This is a genomic window from Chitinimonas sp. BJB300, assembly GCF_002735695.1.
Taxonomy (GTDB): Bacteria; Pseudomonadota; Gammaproteobacteria; order Burkholderiales; family Chitinimonadaceae; genus Chitinimonas.
Genome location: NZ_PDZH01000012.1, coordinates 12,741 through 35,480 on the forward strand (window position 1 = coordinate 12,741; position 22,740 = coordinate 35,480).

Here is a 22,740-nt window from a genome sequence, read left to right on the forward strand (position 1 = left end):
GGCTTGTTTTCCTTTCGCTAGAGTAGACGCTTGACGGCGGACAGCACGGTGTCGGTTTCGAGCCCACCCTTGACCAGATAGGCATTGGCGCCCACCTCCAAACCACGCGCCCGGTCTTCATCCGACTGCAAGGCGGTGACCAGTACCACCGGCAGATTTGCGCGCGCGGCATCGGCACGCAGTCGGGCTGTCAGCGTAAAACCGTCCATGCGTGGCATTTCAATATCGGAAACCAGCAGGTCGAACTGGCCTTGGCGTAAGGCATTCCAGGCTTCAAGGCCATCATTGGCCGTCTGCACCGCATAGCCAGCGGTTTCCAACAGGGCACGCAACAAACCGCGTGAGGTAAACGAGTCATCGGCTACCAGAATGCGGGCCTGATGCTTGGTTGGCGCTGTGGGCAGAGGTGTGGTGATGTGGATGGCGGTGGCTTGCAGGCTATTGCGGTAAAGGTCCTGTGGGTGCAGCACGGGCACCACGTTGCCATCGCCCAGCATAGTTGCGCCCAGTAGGTTGCGCACCCGTTTGAGTTGCTTGCCCAACGACTTGAGGGTGATTTCCTGGTCACCCATCACTTCATCCACCTCTAGCGCGATTTGCTGCATGCCTTCACCCAGCAGCAATAAGTGCCGGTGTGACTGGGTTGGCGCCTGCATCGGCAGGGCGAGTACACCAGCCAGGCTGCGGACGGGCAGGTTCAGGCCTTCGACCTGCACGGTGCAGCCACTTTCATCCTGCATCAGTGCCGAAGCAGGCAGGCGCAGGATGCGGCCCACCACATTGGCGGGTATGGCAAACATTTGCTCCGCTGCGCGCACCAGGACGACGCGAAAGATGGAACGGCTGAGCGGAAGACGCAACGTAAAGCAACACCCCTTACCGAGATCGGACTGGACAGTGATGTCACCCCCGAGCTGTTCCAGCGCTTCACGTACGATGGCCAGGCCTTCACCACGGCCGGACAAGGTGGTGATCATGCGGCTGGTGGACAGGCCCGATTCGAAGATCAGCGGTAATAGCTGTGAGGGTGGCAGGGCAGGGCTGCCCGGTGCCACGAGGCCCATTTTCTCGGCTTTTTGCTGGAGCAGCGCGGGATCGATGCCACCGCCGTCGTCTTCCAATACCAGGGTGAAGTGGCTGGCCGAGTGTTGATTTAGGTGAATGCTCAGGCTACCCACCGCGGGCTTGCCAGCAGCTTGGCGACTGCCCGGCATTTCTATACCGTGGTCGATTGCGTTGCGTAGCAGATGCATCAAGGGGGTGCGCAGGGCATCCAGAATGCGCTTGTCGACCTGTAAAGGTGTATTGGGTAGTTGCAGGGCGGCTTGCTTGCCGGTTTGTGCGGCCAGTTCGCTGACCATGGGTGGCAACTCGTCCAGCAGGCTGCGACAAGGCAATTGCAGCAGTGAGTCCATCCTGCGAGTGTAGGTTTCGCTAAGGCTGCCGATCTCGCGATCCAGCACTGCACTGGTCTGGCGCAGGATATGGCTTTCAGCCTGCATGTCGGACAGCAGCGCGAGGCTCCAGTCCTGCCATTCCAACAAGGTGTGCAATGAAGTCAGGTCTGGCGTCGTGCCTTTGGCCAGTTGGGTCCGCAGACGGCTGAGCAGGCCTTCGTGACGTAGGCGGCGCTGCCACAGACGCTGAAAGTTGTTCAGCATGTCACGGCTGCGTCCGCTCAGATCGTGCATCTGCAGTCGGGTCTGGCGCAGTGCTTCGCCGTGGTAGGCCAGTTCATCGAAATGCTCGGCCCGTACGCGGGTGGTGGCAACGCGGCGTGTGGCGGTCCGTTCGATTGCAGAGGGCAAAGGCGGTTCGTGAAGGGGGGCGAGGTCGGTTTCGGTAGGCGGTGCCTGTTCGACGACAGGGGTCGGAGGCGGTACAACGGTCAGCTGGGCTGGGCCAGACAGTTCCATGCGTTTCAAGGCAGCACAGGTTTGCTGGACCTCCTCGGCCGTCAACTTCCCACCTTGCAGGCCGTGTTTGAGCAACTGAAGCGTGGTTAGCGACAAGGTCGCCATTTCAGGCTGGAATGCCCGTTTGCCATCGCGGAACACGAGCAACATGGCTTCCCATGCATGGCAGATCTGCTCGGGTTCTTCCAGCCCTACCGCGCGTGCGGCACCCTTCAGACTATGCACTTCGCGAAATACGCTTTTCATTGAGTCGGCGCTGGGTTCCCCTTGTGGCCAGTCCGACAGCTCGCTGTCCAGAACAGCCAAACGCTCAGCCGCTTCCTCCTGGAAGCTCGCCATCAGGTGCTGTAACAGCGCGCCGCGATCAAGTGGCATCTAGGCTTTCTACTTAGGCGGTTTGTCGCGAGGGCAGCTTGAACTGGCTGGCCAGGCGTTTCAGTCGGCCACCAAGGCCATGCAAGTCACGCGTTGATTGGCCGACCTGATTTGCCCCTGCCGCATTGTCGTGACTGGTCTGGCGCAAGTTGTTGATAGCCATGGCGACCTGGTCCATCCCAGCCAGCTGCTGTTGGCTGGTGGTGGCGATCTGTTGCGCCATATCGCTGGACTGCTCCAGGCTTTCCGCCAGTTGCCGCATGGCTTCGTCGCTGCTGCGAGCATGCTCGAACCCGAGGTCAACTGCCTTGCTGCCTTGTTCGGCAGCCATGGCGGCGCGGGTCATGGCGCGTTGTACATCCCCCAGAATGTTGCGTACCTGGGCGGTGGCCAATTTGGATTGCTCGGCCAGCGCCTTGACTTCCAGCGCCACCACGGCAAACCCCTTGCCGGCGTCACCAGCCTTGCCGGCCTCGATGGAGGCATTCACCCCCAGCAGGTTGGATTGCTCGGCCAATTCATTGACGGTGGCGACGATTTCGCTGATGGCCTGGCTTTGTTCGCCCAGGCGAAGAATGCTTTCGGCCATGGCATGCATCTGCTCGCGGATCTGGGCCATGGTGCTGAGCGATTGCGCCACGGCATCGCATCCGCTAAAGGCAATCTGGCGGTTGCGGGTGCTGGCTTCGTTGACCTCGGAAGCGCGTTTATGGGCCAGGTGGGCTGTCTGTTTGACCTCTTCGATCGTGGTGGCGATCTCGGTGATCGAGGCTGCGCTTTCATGCACGCTGCTGGCCACCTTACCTGCCGTGGAGAAAATCTCTTCGCTGGCACTGGCGATCACCACGATCCCTTCCTGCATTTCCTGGGTCAGTTGACACAGGCTTTCCACCATGCGCGCAAACGACAACCCCAGTACATCCTGTTCCGATTGCGCAGCGACGCTTGCGCTCAAGTCACCTTCTGCTAGTCGTTCGGCTTGGCGGGAGAGGGTCTTGAGATATTCGCCCATACGTGCAAAGGCTTGGCTGAGTTCACCCACTTCATCCCTTCGCAGGGTGAAATCAAAGCGTGTGGGAATATCACCAACGCAAATCTGTTTCGCATAATTGGTCAGCGTCAGTAATGGGATTCCAATGCTACGACTGAGCATTATGGTAAGCGTAAAGGTCAGTAGAATCAGCACACTGCCTAGCCAGAGAGCGCGGTCGAGTTGTTGGTCAATAATCTGGTTGTTGTTCTGCACAAGAAGGCGAATTTTTTGAGCTACCTCGGTGTCCAGCTGATAGGCTAACTCGCGCAGATGCTGTATTCGGTTGTGTTGTGTACTCATCGCCAGAGTGAGTGCCTCATCAAATTTGTTGGCGGTCAAAAGTTGTACCTGCTGGTCCCTAACAACGGTGTAGTCACGCCAAAGCCTGGTCACTTCATTAACCAGTTTATACTGAGCTTGGTCTTTCGCGGCATGTGCTAGCAAGGTCGTAAGTATCTTCGAGTTCTGTTCTTGAATGCTGCGTATATGGGTGGCTATCACGTTGCCCTCAGCTGCATTTTTCGATTGAAGCGCAATGAGTATCTTTTCTCGGGTGTATTGAATATTGAAACGAAAGTCCTTGAAGGCAGCTAAGTCACGACCTAACTGATTCAGATTTTCATCATTCTTTTGTATGGTACGTAGGCTGGTTTGCGCCAAGTAGAGCAGGCTGGCAAAGCCGATGATCACTAGTGAAAAAGCCAACATCAGTTTTGTGTGAGTACGTAAGTTCAACAGCCATGTCATGGCGGCTCCTTAGTCGATATCGTCTACGCACAAGGCGGGTTCGGTCAGCATCTGGGGGCCATCCAAGATAGTCCATTGCTGGTTGCTGATGCCCATGATCAGATTACGTTGCAGGCCGCTCAGCCCGGCTTGTTCGGTCTGGATCTGGCTATATGGCAGATTGCTCACGCCCAGGATGCGGTCGGCCAACAAGCCGAATTCCATCTCTTCCCCGCGCATCACCACGACATGATTTCGATCCGCCAAGCCCTGGTGCGGCAGGTTTAGCAGCACCCGTAAATCCAACACCGAGATCATTCGACCATTCAGGCTGATAATGCCGCGTACGTACGGTGGCGTACCAGGCAGCTCGGTCATGTGCTTGATGGGGCGCACGGTATCGACGCAGGCGAGTTCCACCCCGTAGGTCTTGATGCCCAGCGTAAACGCCAACACAGATAGGCTTTGCGACTCACTTTCTGTCGGCGGCTTTGCCCATTGCTGGCTGCGTGCCTGTAGCAAGCTGGTTTGCTGTTGCGGGTCCAACGCATCACCCTGCGCCAACTGGTTGGCCAGCTCGCCAAGTTGTTGATGCAGGTTGCGCCAGAGTGAGCTATCGAGTTGGGTCATTGATCTGGTACTTCCAACGCTAGGCAAAGCTGGCGCAGTTGTGCAGCGCTCAAGCCATCGCCATAGGGAATCTCCTGCCTATCCCCCATACTTTCCAATATCTGCAAACAGCGTGTGCGAGCACGAATGGCTTGGGAAACCTGCCCCAGGCGCGAGCAGATCTGGGCTTCCAGATAGGGGGCCAATACGAAATCTGGTTCCAGATAGCTCAGCTTTTTCAGCCGTTGAAGCGCGAGCGGATACTGGCCGGCGGCGTCATTGACCAGCGCCAGCAGCCAGTAAGGTGCGATGGCGAGGGGGTTGAGCTGTAGCGCTTGGAGGCAGCTTGCTTCAGCCTCGGCCAATTGGCCTTGGTCGGCTAACTGCTTGCCACGCTGCAGGCAACGCTCAAAAGCACTGGTGCTGTCCTGGATGTGGGTTGGTTCGACACGCAAGCGTTTGGGCGTTGGCCGTTGCTGGTGATGCTGGAGATGGTGGCGGCTGGCTGTCTTTACCGGTGAGGTAGAGGGGGGGCAGTGGGTATCGGTCTGGTAGCTGAAAGGGAGCTTGTGCCCCGGGAAGTCTGTCGATCTGATGGCATAGGACAAACCCAATAGTTCGCCGACAAAACCAGCGTTATTGGCCAAGCCGGCTTCGGCAGCGGACAAGAGAAGGTAACCATTCGGCGTAAGACGGCTTTGTAGCTGCCGCAATATGTGTTGCACGGCTGCTGGCGTCAGATACATCAGTACATTGCGGCACAGGATCAGGTCGTAATTGCCACCATCGGCAAGCCGATAGTCTGGATCAGCCAGATTGTGCGTGGCGAAGCAGATGCGGTCGCGCCAAGCTTGCGCCAATTTCCAGCGTTGGCCGTCGGGAATGAAGTACTGTGCGCGCCAGGCCGGGTCACTCTGGCGAAATGCATATTCGTTGTAGCGGCCTGTCTTGGCATGGGCGATGAAGTTGGGATTGATGTCGGTAGCCAATAAATCCAGCTGCCAGTTAGCCAAGTCTGTACCCAATAGGACATCAAGGCACAACAATAAGGTATAGGCTTCTTCGCCAGTGCAACAGGCGGTATTCCAACATCTGAGGCGTAGGTCTCCTGCCTGTTTGCGCTGTTGCAACAAGGGCTGCAACAGTGTCTGGCCAATCGCACCTTGTGGTGTCAGATCACGCTGGAAATAGGTTTCACCCACCACCAAGTAGGGCAGCAGTGGGGACAGTTGGGTGCCGGATTTGTCCATCAGACTCAGGGTGGGAATGGTCAGCCCATCCCGACGCGCTTGTTCCAGCGCCGCCACCAGGCGTGGCAGGCGGTCTTCCGAGAAATCCAGCCCCAGCACAGTCGCAATCCGCTCCACCAAAGCCGGCAGGGCTTGGGGAAGGGGGATTATCCGGTTGGGGGATTGGCGCCGATCAGTGATCTGCATGTTGGGCCAGTGCGTGGTTTAGCGCTTGCTCATCGGCAGGGGAGAGAAAGGACTCGATGTCATGCAACAGATAGAGTCCCTGAGCGGTTTGCAATACACCACTCACGCCCGATTGGCAGTCTTGCAGGGTGCTGACTGCGTGCAGTTCGCTATCAAGGTGGCAAACCGGCTCGGTGCGGTCTACCGGCAATAAGAGTTCACGCCGGCTGCTGCGCAGCCATATCCAATGCGACCAGATACCAAAAGGTTGTGGCGTCCAACCCAGCCGGGCGGACAAGTCGATAACAGGCACTACTTTGCCATGCAGTTGGCAGATGCCAGCCACGGAAGCAGGAGCCTGGGGTAAGGGCAGGGGAGAAAGCGCCGGGAGCACGCGCATTACCTGTTTCGCAGGCAATGCGAAGCGCAGGCCACGTAGATCGAACGGCAGTACGGTTTGTACAGCTGCCACGGTTTCCTCCCATACGCAAGAACCGGCGTAATGAGTTAGCAGTCCCGAGAGCTTGCTCAAAGTCTATCGCTGGTGTCCTTAACCGGAAAGGCGCAACCCAGAAATCGGCATGTACGTAGGTCATGGAGATTTCGAGCAGCACACGGGGGGCCCGTAAGGGACGTGCAGCGAGTCAATGAACAGGTTCTGACAATCCCTGCTGCTAACTTCAGCATTTCATCCTAGATTAGGACATGAGCTGCGCGCCTGCTGCCTTGTTGATCAAGCTATTGCAGAAAAACAATTCCCGGGGTGCAAACGGGAGGAGGAACGCAAATGTATTGGAGTGTGGGTAAGAAGATCGCCATGGGCTATCTGATGGCCCTGACTTCGTTGGTCTGCATCGGGGTGACTTCGTACCGCAGCCTGGATGGGCTTCTGGAGGCCACAAACTGGAAGGAACATACCTACAATGTGCTAGGGCACCTCGATAGTGTGACGTCTTTGCTCAAGGATGCCGAAACCGGGCAGCGGGGCTATTTGCTGACGGGACGGGACAAGTATCTCGACCCGTATCGACAGGCGGTGGAAAAGATAGACAGCGCATTTGTCACGTTACAGACGCTGATACGCGACAATCCAGAACAGTTGCGGCGTTTACAAATCTTGCAGCGTGCAGTAGCCGACAAGTTGGCGGAGCTGCAGGAAACCATTGTCTTGCGACGCGAGAAGGGATTGGACGAGGCGCTGGCCGTAGTGCTGACAGACCGTGGTAAGCAGTATATGGACGTCATCCGCGCAACGGTGAGTGAGATGGATGCTGAAGAGCGGCACCTGTTTCAATTACGCGATGCAGCACAGCGGCGCCAAGCAGGTTCTTCCATGGCGACCGTGGCGTATGGCATACCGGTAGCGATATTATTGGTGTTGGTAGTTGGGGTATTCATTACACGCGATATTTCTGGTGCTATCTCCGCTACGATCTCCGAATTGGCGCTGGCAGCCGGTCGAATTGCCATCGGCGATCTTTCCCCGAATCTATCCACCCGACCCCGTACGGATGAGCTCGGTAAGTTACGCAGTGCTTTTGCCGAAATGGCGGCTTCGTTGCGGGTCAAGGCTCAGGTAGCTACCTTGATTGCACGTGGCGACCTGCGCAACAAACCCGTACCGAAGTCGGAACAGGATGAACTGGGGTTGGCTTTTCAGAGTATGGTGGAAAACCTGCAGGCGATGATGGCTGATTTACGCAAAGGCAATACGGTGATGGAAAGTGTGGTGGACACCGTGCGCCAGGGTTCCTGCCAGGTGACAGCTGCGGCAGATGAAACGGCGACAGCAACGACCCAGCTGGCCACAACCGTTGCCGAACTACGCCAGACGACAGAGCTGACGTCACAAAGGATGACCGAGGTTTCACACAGTGCGACGAGTGCATCGGAGGTAGCGCAGACCGGGCAGGTGGCAGTCAAGGACACATCACAGGCCATGCAAGCCATCCAAGGCAGTATGGGTGTCGTGGCTGAGCGGATAGCCCAATTGACAGAGCGCAGCCTGGCAATCAGCGATGTCGTGAATGCCGTGAATGCCGTTGCCGAACAATCGGCCATATTGGCGGTGAACGCCAGTATTGAAGCCGCGCATGCCGACGAACACGGCAGTGGCTTCGCCGCAGTGGCGCAGGAGATGAAGAGCCTGGCTCTCCAGTCCAAGCAGGCAGTGGTCCAGGTACGCACCATTCTTGTTGAAATCCAGCAGCTCATCAGCGCCTTGTTATCCGCCACCGAGCAAAGCAGCATGGCGGTGGAAAGCGGCGTTGAGCAGTCGGGCCTGGCGGGTGATGCATTGGCGCGCATGGCTGAGGTGGCGGCCCATAATGCGCAGGCGGCGCAACAGATTGCTGTGACAGCCATGCAGCAAGCCATTGGTGTACAGCAGATCACCGAGGTGGTGCAGCATCTGCGCCAAGGCAATTTGGATAACCTTGCCAGCATGCGCAATATGCAGCAAGCCACCCAGGACCTACAGCAAACCAGCCAGCAGCTGGGTGGCATCATCGGGCGCTTTGTGGTTTGAATGGCATGCGGTAGCGGTAACTAGCCGTTAGAACCGGTTCAAAGTCTCGCGAGCTAAGGCAAAAGCAGCCGAAGAAGCGGAGTTTACAAGTGGTAAATGAGCATTCCGAGGGCGTTTTCAACGCCATATCGCCGACGCGCAGAAGACTTTGAGCAGGTTCTTACCGCATGCCAATTCCGGCTGCATCAACTGCACTGTGACGATAGCGCTGCCGGTGTGCTCACATACTTGTTGCCCTCGCCTTGTAGGGCTGCAATGCGCTGGTCCCTTTCCGTTTCCCATTCATCAATCGGGTAAGTCTTGGCCCATGCGCACATCAGCTGCCTATCCTGTTTGCTGATCGATAAATCGTAGCGCTCGTGCATGTAGAAGAATACCCGGGCGATGCGGCCGCGCACTTCTTCCCGCGGCTGGGCGCGCTTTAGCTTGAAGTCCACCACGGTTTTGCATTCCCCGTAGATTGGCGTTGGGTTGCGTTCCCAGGCGCTATAAGGAAAGTTGGAACGGTCGCCATTGACTTCGCCGATGGCGGGCACGAGATTGACCAGATCGCCCTCTGCCACCTGAAACACAGCGTCGTTTTCGCTGCAATTCTTCCGGCCGCCTTCCTGCCAACATTGTCGTTGGTGGCCGATGGTCCAGGCGGGCACGATGTGTTCCCACTCCAGGCGGCTTGCCCGGTTGGCGTTCTTGCGTGGGACATAGCCGCAGGAAGCCAAGTCGATGTCCTTGCCGCTGTAATCACAGCCGCAGTAAATGTCCTTTTGCAGCGGTCCGGTGAAAATATGGGGTAGAACTTTCTTTGCATTGGCGAAATTACGGTGGCCCACCACACTTTTTCCAGAGACGAGTTCTTTCTCACCCGTGTTTGACTGGGGCTTGGCAATGTCTTCCTCAGAAAATGTGCCGCTCTGTTTTTCCAGTTTGGCGAGCAGCTTGCTGCCTTCATTGAGTGCAATGGATTCGAGTTTCTGGACGTCCCTGTCTGAACAGGCAGACAGCAGAAGTGTGATAACGATCAAGGGTATACGCATGGAAGAATAACTTTGCTTAGGAGTGGAGCAACGACGGACTTGCCGGATGGGTTGCATACGACGAGCGTTCGCCCAGCAGGCTGGACGGACGGCGATCTTACTTGGTGGATAGACGTTCCCGGAAACAGGCCGGTTCCCGGTTATGCGTTACGGAAGCTTCGATTTTGTTTGCTGTGATGCACACGAGAAGATGAATTAAGCGCTAGGCCTTTGAAAACTATTGTGATTTGCGCCAATAGCCGCATTGCGATCAATTCCATTAGCATTGCGTTAATGGGTTAAAAATCCGTTTTCCTATCAGTCAATCCATCTAGCTAGCAGCCAAGGTGCTTTATGTGCGTTGGCCTATGGGGATATTTGCTATTGCGTGGTGAATTGGCTTTTTGATTTGACGAGATCGAAATAAATCGTAAAAAAGATAGTGTATATGCATAGAAAACAAGTAGCACAATTGGGTAAATGCCTCACCGCGACCGCATTGGCAGCAGGCATATGGGGATGTGGTGGGGATAATTCTAGTCCGGCAACAACGCAGTTTGTAACACCACCAACGACTACGACGGTACCCGTAGATGTCGGCATTCCGCCGGTTAGGATGGCATGTCCGGCGAATTACAAAGAAAGAAACTTGAGCGTAAATATAATTACCGAGCTGCAGTCGTTACCCCTTAAAAATGCCCATTTTGATTTCAGCAACCGTCATTTCGCTTCGATCAATCTGTGTTTTGGCGTAGCGCCAGAGGCTATTGTGGATGGCAATGTCTACATGTTGAGCGAAACATTGGAGTTGTTGGCGTTGGAATGGGATACGGCACCCAAAAAAGTGGAAACCGAATTCACAAAATTGGAAAACCGAAAGCTAGTGATGCGGTTTCCTTTGGCTAAAGTACCGGCAGGAACCAGCAGCGCTGATATGGAAAGCAAGATCACCATTTTTCGCTTGAATCCTGAAATCAAACTACTTGTGGCCCAAGAGAGGACAAGTATTGAATTTGATGAAAAGAAGGGTGAAGGTACGGTGAGTGTGTCACCGAATGAGTCTGGTCGTTTTGTGGTGGCTTATAAACCTTGATGTTGCTGTAGCTGTTGGTCAAGGCATAATGCAACGCATGTAATTAAAACACCAGCCTTGGCCTGTGTTTTTTTGACCCTATAAACATGTGCTATTGGTGAATAACATTACTGCGGAATATAAAAGTACGAATTGTATTTTCCACTGTCTCTAAGTGCTTTTAAACCTTTATTGAAGGAGGTAAGTAGTTTTTTGCTATCGGTTTTGCTTTTTGTAAGAATAAGATGATAAGTCACAACATTATATGCTCTTGGGTGATGGGTAATCTGGCTGACTTCTGCTGGTGTGAAATTCTGCTGAAGCGTCGCATAACCTACATTCATTTCTGAGGGAAATATATCAAATCGGCCTGCAAGTAGTTTTTTGAAATTGTCGACATCGTTATCAGCACGTTGTACCTGAATGGCAGGGTTTTTCTCGAACTCATAGCTATAACCTAGTGTGCCGCCTACCCGAACAGGGACCAGATCGTCAAAAGTCGTCCAATTAAACGAGAAGCTCTTTAAGTGGAAGAAAACAGACTTGCCTTCAAAAATCGGGTCGCTGAAGTGGAATTTTTCGGCACGCTCTTTCTCGTAGGTCCAGACGACTGAACCATCAAACTTGCCGTTTTCTGCCTCCAGATAAGCACGCTTCCACGGCCTGAAGACATACTGGACTTTTATGCCGGCATGTGCGAAAGCATCGGTGATGATATGGGAGGCAATGCCATAGTATTTCAAATGCTCGGACAGATAAGGTGGCCACTCTCCATTTGTCAGTGTGACGTCTGCGGCTGCCATGAAGCTTTGCAGTAGAAAGACAATAGCCAGGACTTCAATCCGTATGCGGCGCATGGTCTTTCCTCAAAGACGGTCATACCGTTTTAAAACATAGCATCTGGCGGAGCAAAAGCTTAGTGCGCGGCATAGGCTGTTGACTATCGGGCGATAGCAAGCTTTCGCGGTAGAGACCAGACGGTGACAGCATTCAGCCCTGGTTATCACTGAAACTAAATGAATTGACAGCTTAGGAAAATGGAAAATAAGGTAATTAACAAACACACGACCCATTGTGATGCCATACTGTCTTTCTTCTTGCCCAGTGTTATTTACTGCTTTTGCAGTTTGATTAAAATCCCATGTGTAGTTAGTAAATTGCATTTACATGACAATAAGTTATGTGTGTCTGCTACGCAGATAATCATTTTCGTATTAAAACGGAGTTATTGAAGTTCCATATAAACATAATAATGTCCTTGATTGGTAATGTATTGTCGCAATTCAGTATGACGAATACTGTTAGCTCTACTAAAATCCATATTAATGCCATCCATTTCAGGTGGCTTCATTCTTATGGGTTTTTTAGATATGGTTTCAGTGGTTGCGGGACAGTATGTGGGTTTATTTCAACGATGCCAGGAACCACAAACGAAAGTGATAGAGAAAATAAGTAAGGAGAGAAGGAAGAGTCTACCGGCCAATAATCTTGTGTTAGCGCGAGATGAACTATTGCTTGAGAGACAGAGACAAGTCGATACCCTGCACACCTATAACGACCAGGGGACATTGGGGGATTTTTTCGGCGGCAATCAGCAGCCTAACTATGCCGATCACCACCATCGATCCGCTCCTACTCTGGACAGCAATATCCGTTACGCCTATGACTCGAATGGACGGATGTTGTCTCGGATCGAAGTGACCTCAGACCAGTCAATGAGCGCTCCACCCCAACGGGACGCTGACCAAGCTGCCAAACGAAGCAAACGTAATACGGTTGTTGTTACCGATACGTTTTCCCGCACTTTCCACCAAACACGGCGGGCAACCTTTGCCAGCATTCATAAAGAGGCACAGCAAGATAGTCGCACTACTCGCATTTTGATAAAGGCACTGCAGCAAAGTGGGCGTATGTCGGTGGATGCGGCAAACAGAATCAATTTCTTTACCAAACTCTTTTTAGAGGGAATTGCTAAAGACTATGCTCAGTTTGCTGATGAAATGACACTAAATAAATTTATGCAGAGCCGTTTAGCCAGAGAGATGGATGGCGTTGCCGACTTTTTGAATAACAAAAACCTGATCAATCGCTGGATAAGTGCTCGCCCAAATGAGACAGACACCGATCTGATTAACTATACAGTATCTTTTTTAAACGGAACCATTGAAAGGGAAGTGCTACCCATTAATAGTTCTGAGCCTTTTGTCAGTTATTTGGATAAATTATACCAAGACCTCAATTGGATTGACTGGGGGCAGGCGAATAAGAAAATAATAACCCCAACTCAGGCTATTCATGCTTTGCATGTGCATGCAGATAATTTTGGGCTAGATAAGCTGGATGGTTTGGCCCTAGGCGAGCGCTTGGCGAAAGGCGATCGTGTAGTAACTGCAACTGCGTGGATGAGCCCTCTCGCGAAAGAACGACTGGATAAAGCAGCCATCTTGTTCTGTTTGGCACGGGAGCCTAACCTCGGGCTGGTAGAAGCGCCCCGGCATTCAATGCCGCTGGGCGAGCAATTGACAAATATTCGGAGAGCTTTTCTTTATAAGCTGCGCGAGGAATGGCAGTTGTCCCAGATGTTTTTACCGAATGCTGATCGCAGCAATGTATTTGTCGACCACAATGCTCTGGTCAATACACAAGGTAAAACCTTCAGCGAATTGGTCAATGATCCTGTTATTAACAGCATTCCTGGTATGAGTACCCTTGACCTCCAAGTCAGGGAGAGCCTGGTCAGGCGAAAGCTGGATCGCATGGGTGAATCGACAGAATATCGGTTTGGCACCTTGCAGCATGGCATGGTGACGATTTTGAAACGGTCCTTGTTAGTACAGGGCGATACGGTACCTGATTCTTTTGGCCCCGAAGCGCAGATGGTGGGGCAATTTCTCGCGCTTTGCGGCAGATGGGAAGCCAAACAATCTGTGATGCTGAATCCCAAAATGTTGCTGGCGCAATATCTGGCACAAGCCAGCGGTGAGAACATCACGGTAGGTTTGACCACTACCCAGCAAAAGATTGCTGCGTTGGAAATCTATCTTGGGGAACGCTGGCTGGCGAACTATGGGGAGCCTCCTCAACGTTTTGACCGTAATGCTGCGCTACTAAAGCTTATAAAGGCGGCGTCGCAGAATCCCGCAACAAGAGACGAACGCCTATATTCAAACGTGGGAGGGCGTCATTTTAGAGGAGCTGTGATTGGTAGTAGAGAACAATTTCAGCAAGCGGAAGACGCCTATAACCAGGCCTTGACAAGCAATGCATGGATACACGCCCGAGCCAAGGAGAATATCAGAGAGTCCGGCCGCGAATTAAATGCCGGAAACATGCAAACTGAGCGTGAGGCGATTATTGCACGTTTTCATGCGCAAACGGAGACAGAGCGGGAAAATAACGATCTATTAAGAATTATCCGTGGCATCCCTCTTATTGGCAACGTATGGCGTTTTGGGGAAGGCATTTACAACGGTAATGCGGAAGAAATCATTGGTGCGATTCCTATTGCCGGCAATGTCTATGAGTTGGAAGAAGGCATTCGGCATGGTGATGCGGGGCGTGCTGTCAGCGCCATCCCGATCATTGGTAGCGGGTATCAATTTGAAGAGGCGCTGCGTAAGGGTGATGGCATCGATATCGTCATGACAGGTGCTGCATTTATCTTTGATGTGGCTACTCTTGGTGAGGTGAGAACCGGCGCAGCTAGATCTGGCCTAAACATGGCAGAACACATGGCGCTTAAGGAAGCAGAATTGCCGACTGCCCATGCAATTGGTTTGCGTAATTATCTTTCCCTGCGGAAAGCATTGGATATTCCTTTAAAGACTGAACATATTGAATCGACGGTGGGCAATTTTGAGCACAATAATGCGGGAATCTCGCTTGGTGATCCTTATGGCATCGAGTCATTTATCACACGGCATGACTTACCACCCGTCGTTGAAGTACCGGTTCCATCGATTATGGCGTTTGGTGAAGAAATGGACAAATACCAAGTCGCTGCTCCCTCCAGCGAAATTCTGGTGAATGAATCGGGTATATTCGAGAGTGAAAATAATCGATACATTAAATCAGGCGATAAATATTATCCCGTTCGCTACGATGCCGATAATGGTACCTGGCGGGTTTTTTATCCTGACAATCCTACCAAACCTGCAATTCCTGTTCGCTATCAGGATGGGATATGGCAGATCCACAGCGATGTGGGGCTAAAAGGAGGGGGGGGATTACTTAGAGGTAGAGTGCTTCAGCCAGCAGTCTCTGGTTTGGAGGGGTTGTTTAATGACGAAATGAAGGACGTTGATCATTATTTGGTAAAAAGAAAAGAAAGCTTTGATAATTACTACGAGTTGTTGAAGTTTAGCAAAAAGCCCTATGAAGGAAGCTTCGATGTAGAAGGGCATATTGCCGGTCATCAAAAAATGGCGGAAACTCATCCTGGGACGGGCAAGACTTATTTTGATATCAGAACTCATTCAGATAGTAACAAGGCACTTTCAATTACCGGTAAAGCAGTAGGTCCTCGTGAATTCGCAAATGAGATAAAAAAATATGTTAAGTATTACAAGCCAGGTACGCCAATTCGATTGTTAGCCTGTGAAGCAGGTCGTGGTGGTGTATTTTCATTTGCGCAGCGTTTTGCCAATGCGATGAATGTACCAGTGAAAGCGTATACGGTAGAGGTGAATCTGCTCAGTAGCATGGCGGCGCTGGAAAAGTACGCCAAAGTTTTTGAGCCTTCCTAGATTGGAAGAAGGCACCGATGTGATGGTGTAGGCTCGATGCTGTGCCGGTTTTGGGGGGAGGGGATCGGCTTTTGCTGCTACCTGCATTGGTGCGTTTTTACCGCACATTCTTGTAGGGCTAAACTTTACCCTACCCCAACCGGTAAATTTATGAGCAGCTGCTTGGCTCTATGATCCTGATTGCGTTGCGTGTATGTGCAGCGCGCCTACCGAGTAAATACCTTGAAACAAGATGACCCCAGCACAATGCTCACCGTTGATGAACTGACGCACCTCGCACTGGAGGCCAGTGAACGTGAGCGCTACGACCTTTCTATTACTTATCTTAAACAGGCTATGGCATTGGCGTCGCCGCCCCGATCAGAGATTTTGTTTCTGCTGGGTGCGCAATATGCCCAGATCAAGATGTTCGATGATGCCTGTACTTGGATGCAGCGGGCTGTAGATTTAAACCCCCTATTTGATATTGCGGTGTTTCAACTCGGCTTGTTGCAATTGATGCGTGGCGATGTCGCTGCCGCAACAACTTGGCAAAAGCTGGATGTATTGCCCAATGGCCATGCGTTGAAGCTGTTTCGAGATGGACTGCTGGCCTTGAACCAAACTGATCTGGATGATGCCGCGGAAAAATTACGCGCCGGGCTGGCGTGTGATTACTCAAACGCACCGCTCTTGGCCGAAATGCGCCGGGTGCTGGGCAATGTCGAGCAGATGCAACAGGCACCCCAGTCTTCTGCTGGGGAAAGGCAATCCGTTGGGGAACCAATGGACGACCATATCTTTCTCTCTGCGTATAAGGAGTAGGCTGGGGGATGAGGGCTGGCCGTTTTGATTTACGCCAATGCTGCTGTGCGCCATCGTTTGTTTATTTGTTATTGCGTCCGCTTTTTCGCACTTATTTTTTTGATTAGATATTTATTGTGACTGCTTCTGATTCCGCCAAGCTGACCCGCTATTTGGGCTTTCTCGAACAAGACCCTGACAACAGCAAGTTGTTGTTGGATACGGTTGAGCTATCCATCGCCTGCCAACAATTTGATCAAGCCGAAATGCTGATTGATCGTGGCTTGGCGCGTTGGCCTGCCCATCCTGGGCTTTGCCATCACCGTGGCTTGCTGGCGCTGCGGCAAGGCCATACGGCGGCGGCGTCTGCGTTGTTCCAGTCCTTGATCGACATGGGTTATCAAGTCCCGGCTGTACGCTACAACCTGGCGTATGCGCACTACCTGCAAGGAGACTTTGAAGCAGTGTATGCATTGCTCGAGCCCATGCTGCAGGAGAGCGACGCTGTGCCGGGCTTCTTATACCTGTTGATCTTGAGCTTGCATCAGCTGGGTGAGCTCACACAGGCCCGTACCTTGGCAGAGCAGGGCCTCGCCCGTGAACCGGATGATGCAGAATTGGCCGGGTTGCTTTCGATGGTTTGCCTGGATGATGATGATATCGACGGGGCAATACGGTGGGCTACTTATGGTTTGGCTCGCTCGCCAGACCAACACTATGCGCTGGTCACCCTCGGCACGGCAGAGATGGGCCTGGGTAAAATCGATGCGGCCATCGCCAAGTTTGAGCATGTCCTTAGCTTGAACCCTATCAATGGTCGGGCTTGGTCTGGCTTGGCCATTGCACGGTTCTACCAAAAGGATTTTGGCGCGGCGGAGCAGGCTTTCCTGCAAGCAACCGAGTTTATGTCCAACCATATCGGTACTTGGCATGCTTACGGATGGATGTGTTTATTGCAGGGGCGCTTGGACGACGCCGAGCGTTGCTTCCAGCGTGGTTTGGATCTGGACAGGAATTTTGGGGAGAGCTATGGCGCGATGGCAGCGGTAGCATTGCTGCGAGGTCAGCCCGAGAGTGCGGAGCCCCTATTGGTGCGGGCTCGTCGTCTGGCGCCGGAAGGCCTTTCGGCGCGCTATGCCGAGCTCTTGCAGGCGCAGGCCAACGGTGACCAGGCGGAGGTTGAACGCATTATCAATACCGTGCTGGCAACCATGCCACTGGCGAAAAACTTCCTGCCCCCTTCTGTGGAAAAAAAGTGATACGAAGTTTTGGTGTAAAGGTATTGGGCCATGATGATTAGGTTTAAATGTTGGTTCAATACCTGCTGTGCATCCACAAGGTAATATGGGCAGGTTCATTTACCTTTGTCAGCACTGGTTGCTCCGTTGTTCTTGCTTTGTCCTCAACTGTATCGTGGGACGTTGAATAGGTTTTCAGGCATGAGTATTGATTCGATCAATCAACTTTCCAATATTGCTGCGCTCATCCGCAGTCAAGTGGGAAGCCGTGGCGCGACCACCAGCAGGCGCAGTGCGATAACCGAGTCGAAGCAGAGCAAGACGGGTAAGCGGGAGGCGGATTCCACATTGGAACAAAAGCTGATCACCCGCCTGGGGGCTGTATTGCCGGATGACCCTCAAAGACGGCGCAAGGCATTCCTGGCGTTTATCGAGGCGGTATTGCTCGATGAGCTGGGCGACCGGTTGGTAAACGACCCAGGTTTTTATCAGCTGGCCGAAACCGTAGGAGAACGTATGTTGGCGGAGCCTTCGCTATCCGAGCCCATTGCAAGTGCGATAGACCGCATGCTGATGGCTTCGGATTGATTGCGTGCCTACCAAGCGAGATTACCTTGGTTCAGTTGGGCAATCTCGCTGCGTAATTTAGCCAGTGCAGCTTGGTGGAGCTGGGAGATGCGCCCCTTGCTGATACCCAGCAGTTTGGCGATCTCGCTGAAGTCGAGCTGTTGCAGATAGTGGTAACGGATAACCTGGGCGTGACGTTCGGGCAGGCATTCAATCATTTCGCTTAACTGCCGGCTGAGTTGCCGTAATTCAAGCGAGGTATAGGCTGGGGCGATGACGGCATCCGGTTCTTCATTAAGGCATAGCCCCTCGTCTTCCAACATCATGCCAATGGCCATACCGATGGCAACCGCTGCCAGACGTTCGAACACCTTGTCCGGGTCTGTACTCATGGCGGTATTGTCCATGGACTTGATCCGTTCCTTTATGCGCCGCTGCAATCCATGTTGTTTCTGCCGTTCGGTGTAATGTTCGAGTTCGTTCAGTACGCTGCCTTGTATTCGGTAGTGGGCGTAAGTGGTAAACGCAGTACCTTGAGATGCATCGAATCGGTCGATGGCATCCAGCAGCCCTACCGAAGCAAGCTGCATATAATCACCGAACTCAATCTCATCATTCGGCCGCTTGCCATAAAGTTTGGCTGCCACCATGCGGGCGAAAGGCAGATAGAGTTCAGCAAGACGGCACCGAGCCTTGCTCCCGGTTTGCGCGCGCTTGGCCCACAGCCCGGCTTCTTCAGACGGATCGAGCTTTTGCCATGCGTAAGCCTTCGACTGAGACATTCTGGAACGACTAGGTCTAGTTGAAAGAGCTGAGCAGCGACCGGACGACGATGCCCCAACCGTCGATCATTACAAACATGAGTATCTTGAGCGGCAGTGAAATCGTGACCGGTGGCACCATCATCATGCCCAACCCCATAAGAATGGCCGAGACTATCAGGTCGACCAGTAGAAAAGGTAGGAAGATGACGAAACCAATCTGAAAGGCTGTACGCAACTCGGACAGCATGAACGCCGGAATCAATTGCAGGTTGCCAATATCATCCACCGTACGTGGCGCAGGGCTTTTGGATATTTCAACCATCAGCGCCAAGTCTTCTTCACGAGTCTGTCGCACCATGAAATCACGGAAGGGCGCGAACCCTTTTTCCACAGCTTGTTCGGTACTGTACTTTCCCTTTAGATAAGGTTGGAAGGCTTGTTCGTTCGCCTGCTTTAGCGCGGGCGACATCGTGAATAAGGTCAGGAATAGCGCCAAGCTCAGCAGCACGGTATTGGGAGGGGTTTCCTGCATGCCCAGTGCATGCCGGAGCAATGAAAGCACAATGACGATGCGCACAAAGGCCGTGATCGAGACCAATATGGCAGGCACCAGGCTTAACACCGTGAGCGCCAGCAGCAGCTTGAGCCCTGTAGATGTCTGGTTGGCGCTCGATCCGCTGGCGCTAAGCTGCAGACCTGGGAGTACCAGGTCGGCAGTGGCGAATGCTTGCTGCAGACTCACCAGCACAAGTAGCCCGAAAGCCAACAGCGGCAACCGGTAATACCTAGTCATTGCCCTGCTCCCCGGATTCTGGCGTAAGCGGGGTAGTGCGGAGCAATTGCACGCCTTGCGGCCCTTCAACCAGCAGTAACTCTTCCTGGCGATAGGCCACGACAATCAATTGGGAGCTTGGTGTAAGGCGCATGCGGTGTTTGACTTGCAGCGCTTCGCCGGGCTTACCCACGGCAGCGGCGAAACCGGGTAGGAAACGGCGGATCAGTACGGCGATGGCGATACCAATCAGGGCGACCAATACCAGTGCGCCAATGATGCGTCCTACCAGGTTGTCTACTTCTGTAGCCTGCTTGAAGGGGATGGCAGTGCCTTCTGCCGCGCCTGTTGCAGCCATGGCGGTACCCGCCAGCAGGCATAGTACGAGGCAGAGTAAGCCGGAACGACGCATTATTGGCCGTCCAACTTGGGTAATTCGGTAACGCGAATACCAAAGGAGTCGCCCACCGCAACCAATTGCCCACGCGCAACCACATGGCCATCCAATAAGAGGTCGACAGGGTCGTCGAGCAGGCGGTCAAGTGGCAACACCGCGTTTTCTTTCATGTCCATCAGTTCGCCGACTGACAACTCGGTACCGCCCAGGCGCGCCATCAGCTTGACCTTGACGTTACGTATCACCTGTAGGTTTGCACCCACCACGGCGGCACCCGCTTTTGTTGCATTGAGTTCCGGCAGCTCGATGAGCTGGGTGACTTCTTCTGTGTGCGTTTCGTTCTGCGTAGATTGTGTCTTCACGATATAGGTCCTTACTTACTTTAATTTATGTACTTCAATGGCACGCCATCCAAGGCGTTGCCCCGGCTGCCCATGGCAAACCAGCCGGCCTTGCGTGTCATGGATATTCAGTGCATCACCCAGATGTCGATCGAGCCGGACGACATCGCCCACTTGCAGGCTTTGCAGCTGTCCCAGCGATAACTCGGCTTCGCCTAGGTCAACCTGCAGATGAATACGCTGGTGTTTGACGGCTGTGTGAAAGGAAGTCAGCACGTTGGTCGAGCGGCGCAGCCTGCGAGGACGCACAAGGCAGGGATAGATGACCTGCAAGGGCTCTCCTGGCACCAGAGACCATTCCAGCCATATCGCACCACTTCCTGTATTGAAGAGAGAGGCGGGTGGTGTGACGACGGAGCCCGGAACAGGTTTATCGGCCGCGGCGACACCTGTTAGGGCAAGCAGCAATGCGTCGCCGGCCAATGCTGCTACGGGGGGGGCGAGATGGGAGTCGTTGTGTTGAGCGAGTTCCGGGATAGCACGCTGCTCGGCAAACAGCAGCTGTTCGCAACTACGGGCCAAGCCCTTTGGCGCACGTACCCAGGCGATATCCTTGCCATCGGCGCTGTAAAGTCGCCAGCTGGTTGGGTACTGTTCAATGACTGTTGGGCTGGCAGGGCGCAGCTGCAGTGTCTGCAGCGGCAATGCGCCCCCCCACTGTGACTGCCAGAATTGCAGTGCCGTTATGACCATGCCCTTGGCGGCTTCCAGTGCGGCCTCGCCAAGCAGGCAATATTCCCGTACTTCCACTTTAACGGCGTCCCTTCATTTCAAACAGTTCCTGAATCATCTCGTTGGCTGTGCTCACGATTTGCGAGGAAGCCTGGTAACCGCGCTGGTTCAGAATCAGGTCGCTGAATTCCTGCGAGAGGTCGACGTTGGAGATTTCCACTGCACGGCTGCGTATAGCGTCCTGTCCTTTGCTGGCGACGGTGTAGCTGACGGCATTGGCATCCTTGGCCTGGAACTGATTACTACCCATCTGCTCCAGGCTATCGAGGTTGCTGAAGCGCGCCATGGCAAGCTGGTAGCGTTTGTCGCTTTGTCCATTCGAATAGTTCAGGACCAAATGCCCTTCGTCATCAAAGGCCTGCTTGGCAAGGGTGCCTACCCCGTAGCCATCCTTGCTATCCACTTCCAGCGATGAGGTGGTGCCCAGGTTGAATGCCTGGACATTGGGGCCCAGCTTCATGGTGACTGTCGAAGCCGCTGCCCCTGCGGGATTAAAGGAGAAACTCAAAGCGTCGCTACCGCCAACGGCGAGGCTATTCTTGAACTTGTAGTCACCCGTGGTCAGCGTGGTGGCGTTTTCCTTGACGGTAACGGTCCACGACACCTCCCCTGTGGTTGCATCCAGTTTCTTGTCAGTGAATGCAACCGTCAGGTTGTGTTGTTTGCCCGCGCTATCAAATACCGCCACGTTGTTGATGCTATGCTGGGTTCCCTCTGGGGAAAGGTTGCCTTTCAGCACAATCTCGCTGGTTGCTTTTGGTGGATTGCTTTGCATGCCCTGAAGCGTGATTTCGCGCAAATTGCCCGCGTCATAAGCCATGACCTTCTCGCTCCCATTGCGGTTCACCAGCACGCCGTTGCCGTTGAATTCAAACTGGCCGGCTTTGGTGTAGCGCAGATTGCTCTGCTCATCGCGCAGTACAAAAAAGCCTTGCCCGTTTACCGCGACATCCAGCTCATTGCCTGTCGAACGGAAGTCGCCCGCCATGAAATTGAGGTTGGTGCCATTAGTACCCACGCCATTGCCGAAGCGGCCAGCGCCGGTACCGTTCTGGCTGCCTTGATAGAAGAGATCGGTAAATTGCAATTGCGAGGTCTTGAAGCCGGGGGTGTTCAAGTTGGTCACGTTATTGCTGATGGCCTTCAGCCCTTTGGAATAGCTGGACAGCCCAGACATCCCGATAAAAACAGTGTCGATCATGATTGTTCCAATTAATTTTAGTTACTTAGCATCTGTTCAAAGTCTGTGCAGAGGGTGCCTAGCGCACAGCGGCTATCTGTGAGAAGGCAATGCCTGCCACGACCTGGCCATCTGCTTTTTTAATCGTCAAATTCGGGCTGCCATCTTTGAGGGATAAGCCTGTTACCTGCCCGCTGACAGCGCCCGAGGGCAGTTCGATATCGACCGTTTTGCCCAACAGGCCGATGGACTGGCTCGTTGCCAGAATCGATATCTGCTGGTCCGTCTTGTCGTTCAATTGCCGTGTCGCCTCAAGGGAGGAGAACTGCGCAATCTGCGCCACGAACTCCTGGTTATCCATGGGTTTCAATGGGTCTTGGTAGGTCAGCTGCGTCAGCAGAATTTTCAATAAATCCTGCAAGCCCAATCCCGCACCCTGTAGTGCGGAGGAAGCTCCAATCGAATCGAGCGCCAT

20 protein-coding genes are annotated in these 22,740 nt (G+C 53.5%); 6 read left to right on the plus strand and 14 right to left on the minus strand.

Annotated features, from left to right (window positions below):
• Window positions 1-17 precede the first annotated feature (17 nt).
• From CSQ89_RS03410 to CSQ89_RS03430, 5 genes are read right to left on the minus strand one after another with little or no spacing between them, the layout of a single operon-like run.
• Window positions 18-2,291, minus strand: a complete 2,274-nt coding sequence (locus CSQ89_RS03410; protein WP_099404785.1) for a hybrid sensor histidine kinase/response regulator — start codon at window positions 2,289-2,291, stop codon at window positions 18-20.
• 13 nt (window positions 2,292-2,304) lie between these two features.
• Window positions 2,305-4,071: a methyl-accepting chemotaxis protein gene (locus CSQ89_RS03415; protein ID WP_099404786.1), complete on the minus strand. Its 1,767-nt coding sequence runs from the start codon at window positions 4,069-4,071 to the stop codon at window positions 2,305-2,307.
• Window positions 4,072-4,080: 9 nt separating this feature from the next.
• Entirely contained in the window at window positions 4,081-4,680 is a 600-nt protein-coding gene (locus CSQ89_RS03420) for a chemotaxis protein CheW (protein ID WP_099404787.1), read from the minus strand.
• Window positions 4,677-6,095: a CheR family methyltransferase gene (locus CSQ89_RS03425; protein WP_099404788.1), complete on the minus strand. Its 1,419-nt coding sequence runs from the start codon at window positions 6,093-6,095 to the stop codon at window positions 4,677-4,679. Before CSQ89_RS03425 ends, CSQ89_RS03420 begins: the two co-directional genes overlap by 4 nt.
• A complete protein-coding gene (locus tag CSQ89_RS03430) occupies window positions 6,082-6,546 on the minus strand; it encodes a chemotaxis protein CheW (protein ID WP_099404789.1) in 465 nt (154 codons plus the stop codon). The genes CSQ89_RS03425 and CSQ89_RS03430 overlap by 14 nt, the downstream gene beginning before the upstream one ends.
• Window positions 6,547-6,861: 315 nt before the next feature.
• On the opposite strand from CSQ89_RS03430, the gene CSQ89_RS03435 reads away from it, so the two are divergent.
• Entirely contained in the window at window positions 6,862-8,601 is a 1,740-nt protein-coding gene (locus CSQ89_RS03435; protein WP_099404790.1) for a CHASE3 domain-containing protein, read from the plus strand.
• Window positions 8,602-8,786: 185 nt separating this feature from the next.
• On the opposite strand, the gene CSQ89_RS03440 is transcribed toward CSQ89_RS03435, so the two are convergent.
• Window positions 8,787-9,635 carry an endonuclease gene (locus CSQ89_RS03440; RefSeq protein ID WP_099404791.1) on the minus strand — a complete coding sequence of 283 codons (849 nt, stop codon included), beginning with the start codon at window positions 9,633-9,635 and terminating at the stop codon, window positions 8,787-8,789.
• 427 nt (window positions 9,636-10,062) lie between these two features.
• Between CSQ89_RS03440 and CSQ89_RS03445 the strand changes: the two genes are divergently transcribed.
• The gene (locus tag CSQ89_RS03445) at window positions 10,063-10,707 is read left to right on the plus strand and encodes a hypothetical protein (RefSeq protein ID WP_139022813.1); all 645 of its coding nucleotides are present in this window, start codon (window positions 10,063-10,065) and stop codon (window positions 10,705-10,707) included.
• Between the two features lie 107 nt (window positions 10,708-10,814).
• On the opposite strand, the gene CSQ89_RS03450 is transcribed toward CSQ89_RS03445, so the two are convergent.
• Complete coding sequence (locus tag CSQ89_RS03450; protein WP_099404793.1) at window positions 10,815-11,543, minus strand: substrate-binding periplasmic protein; 729 nt, start codon at window positions 11,541-11,543, stop codon at window positions 10,815-10,817.
• A gap of 498 nt (window positions 11,544-12,041) precedes the next feature.
• Between CSQ89_RS03450 and CSQ89_RS03455 the strand changes: the two genes are divergently transcribed.
• From CSQ89_RS03455 to CSQ89_RS03470, 4 genes are all read left to right on the plus strand, one after another.
• Complete coding sequence (locus CSQ89_RS03455; protein WP_139022814.1) at window positions 12,042-15,431, plus strand: hypothetical protein; 3,390 nt, start codon at window positions 12,042-12,044, stop codon at window positions 15,429-15,431.
• A 222-nt stretch (window positions 15,432-15,653) separates the two neighbouring features.
• Window positions 15,654-16,235, plus strand: a complete 582-nt coding sequence (locus tag CSQ89_RS03460) for a hypothetical protein (RefSeq protein WP_139022815.1) — start codon at window positions 15,654-15,656, stop codon at window positions 16,233-16,235.
• Between the two features lie 116 nt (window positions 16,236-16,351).
• Window positions 16,352-17,473 carry a tetratricopeptide repeat protein gene (locus CSQ89_RS03465; RefSeq protein ID WP_099404796.1) on the plus strand — a complete coding sequence of 374 codons (1,122 nt, stop codon included), beginning with the start codon at window positions 16,352-16,354 and terminating at the stop codon, window positions 17,471-17,473.
• Between the two features lie 180 nt (window positions 17,474-17,653).
• Window positions 17,654-18,040: a hypothetical protein gene (locus tag CSQ89_RS03470; protein WP_099404797.1), complete on the plus strand. Its 387-nt coding sequence runs from the start codon at window positions 17,654-17,656 to the stop codon at window positions 18,038-18,040.
• Window positions 18,041-18,048: 8 nt separating this feature from the next.
• Here the strand turns inward: CSQ89_RS03470 and CSQ89_RS03475 are convergent, their stop codons facing one another.
• From CSQ89_RS03475 to CSQ89_RS03505, 7 genes are read right to left on the minus strand one after another with little or no spacing between them, the layout of a single operon-like run.
• Window positions 18,049-18,801: a sigma-70 family RNA polymerase sigma factor gene (locus tag CSQ89_RS03475; RefSeq protein ID WP_099404798.1), complete on the minus strand. Its 753-nt coding sequence runs from the start codon at window positions 18,799-18,801 to the stop codon at window positions 18,049-18,051.
• Window positions 18,802-18,817: 16 nt separating this feature from the next.
• On the minus strand, window positions 18,818-19,576 hold the full coding sequence (gene fliP / locus CSQ89_RS03480) for a flagellar type III secretion system pore protein FliP (RefSeq protein ID WP_099404799.1): 759 nt from the start codon (window positions 19,574-19,576) through the stop codon (window positions 18,818-18,820).
• Complete coding sequence (locus CSQ89_RS03485; protein WP_099404800.1) at window positions 19,569-19,967, minus strand: flagellar biosynthetic protein FliO; 399 nt, start codon at window positions 19,965-19,967, stop codon at window positions 19,569-19,571. Before CSQ89_RS03485 ends, fliP begins: the two co-directional genes overlap by 8 nt.
• Window positions 19,967-20,314, minus strand: a complete 348-nt coding sequence (locus tag CSQ89_RS23070) for a FliM/FliN family flagellar motor switch protein (protein WP_233202951.1) — start codon at window positions 20,312-20,314, stop codon at window positions 19,967-19,969. The genes CSQ89_RS03485 and CSQ89_RS23070 overlap by 1 nt, the downstream gene beginning before the upstream one ends.
• Window positions 20,315-20,329: 15 nt before the next feature.
• Entirely contained in the window at window positions 20,330-21,103 is a 774-nt protein-coding gene (locus tag CSQ89_RS03495; protein WP_099404801.1) for a FliM/FliN family flagellar motor C-terminal domain-containing protein, read from the minus strand.
• Window position 21,104: 1 nt separating this feature from the next.
• Entirely contained in the window at window positions 21,105-22,286 is a 1,182-nt protein-coding gene (gene flgF, locus CSQ89_RS03500; protein ID WP_099404802.1) for a flagellar basal-body rod protein FlgF, read from the minus strand.
• A 58-nt stretch (window positions 22,287-22,344) separates the two neighbouring features.
• Window positions 22,345-22,740, minus strand: coding sequence for a flagellar hook assembly protein FlgD (locus tag CSQ89_RS03505; protein ID WP_099404803.1), 396 nt, complete (start codon window positions 22,738-22,740; stop codon window positions 22,345-22,347).

Coding starts and splice junctions, on each gene's coding strand:
- CSQ89_RS03505 (WP_099404803.1), bottom strand. CDS start 22,740: ATGGCGCTCGATTCGATTGGAGCTTCCTCCGCACTACAGGGTGCGGGA.
- CSQ89_RS03410 (WP_099404785.1), bottom strand. CDS start 2,291: ATGCCACTTGATCGCGGCGCGCTGTTACAGCACCTGATGGCGAGCTTC.
- CSQ89_RS03440 (WP_099404791.1), bottom strand. CDS start 9,635: ATGCGTATACCCTTGATCGTTATCACACTTCTGCTGTCTGCCTGTTCA.
- fliP (WP_099404799.1), bottom strand. CDS start 19,576: ATGACTAGGTATTACCGGTTGCCGCTGTTGGCTTTCGGGCTACTTGTG.
- CSQ89_RS03455 (WP_139022814.1), top strand. CDS start 12,042: ATGGGTTTTTTAGATATGGTTTCAGTGGTTGCGGGACAGTATGTGGGT.
- CSQ89_RS03425 (WP_099404788.1), bottom strand. CDS start 6,095: ATGCAGATCACTGATCGGCGCCAATCCCCCAACCGGATAATCCCCCTT.
- CSQ89_RS03470 (WP_099404797.1), top strand. CDS start 17,654: ATGAGTATTGATTCGATCAATCAACTTTCCAATATTGCTGCGCTCATC.
- CSQ89_RS03420 (WP_099404787.1), bottom strand. CDS start 4,680: ATGACCCAACTCGATAGCTCACTCTGGCGCAACCTGCATCAACAACTT.
- CSQ89_RS03435 (WP_099404790.1), top strand. CDS start 6,862: ATGTATTGGAGTGTGGGTAAGAAGATCGCCATGGGCTATCTGATGGCC.
- CSQ89_RS03415 (WP_099404786.1), bottom strand. CDS start 4,071: ATGACATGGCTGTTGAACTTACGTACTCACACAAAACTGATGTTGGCT.
- CSQ89_RS03445 (WP_139022813.1), top strand. CDS start 10,063: ATGCATAGAAAACAAGTAGCACAATTGGGTAAATGCCTCACCGCGACC.
- CSQ89_RS03485 (WP_099404800.1), bottom strand. CDS start 19,967: ATGCGTCGTTCCGGCTTACTCTGCCTCGTACTATGCCTGCTGGCGGGT.
- CSQ89_RS03450 (WP_099404793.1), bottom strand. CDS start 11,543: ATGCGCCGCATACGGATTGAAGTCCTGGCTATTGTCTTTCTACTGCAA.
- flgF (WP_099404802.1), bottom strand. CDS start 22,286: ATGATCGACACTGTTTTTATCGGGATGTCTGGGCTGTCCAGCTATTCC.
- CSQ89_RS03475 (WP_099404798.1), bottom strand. CDS start 18,801: ATGTCTCAGTCGAAGGCTTACGCATGGCAAAAGCTCGATCCGTCTGAA.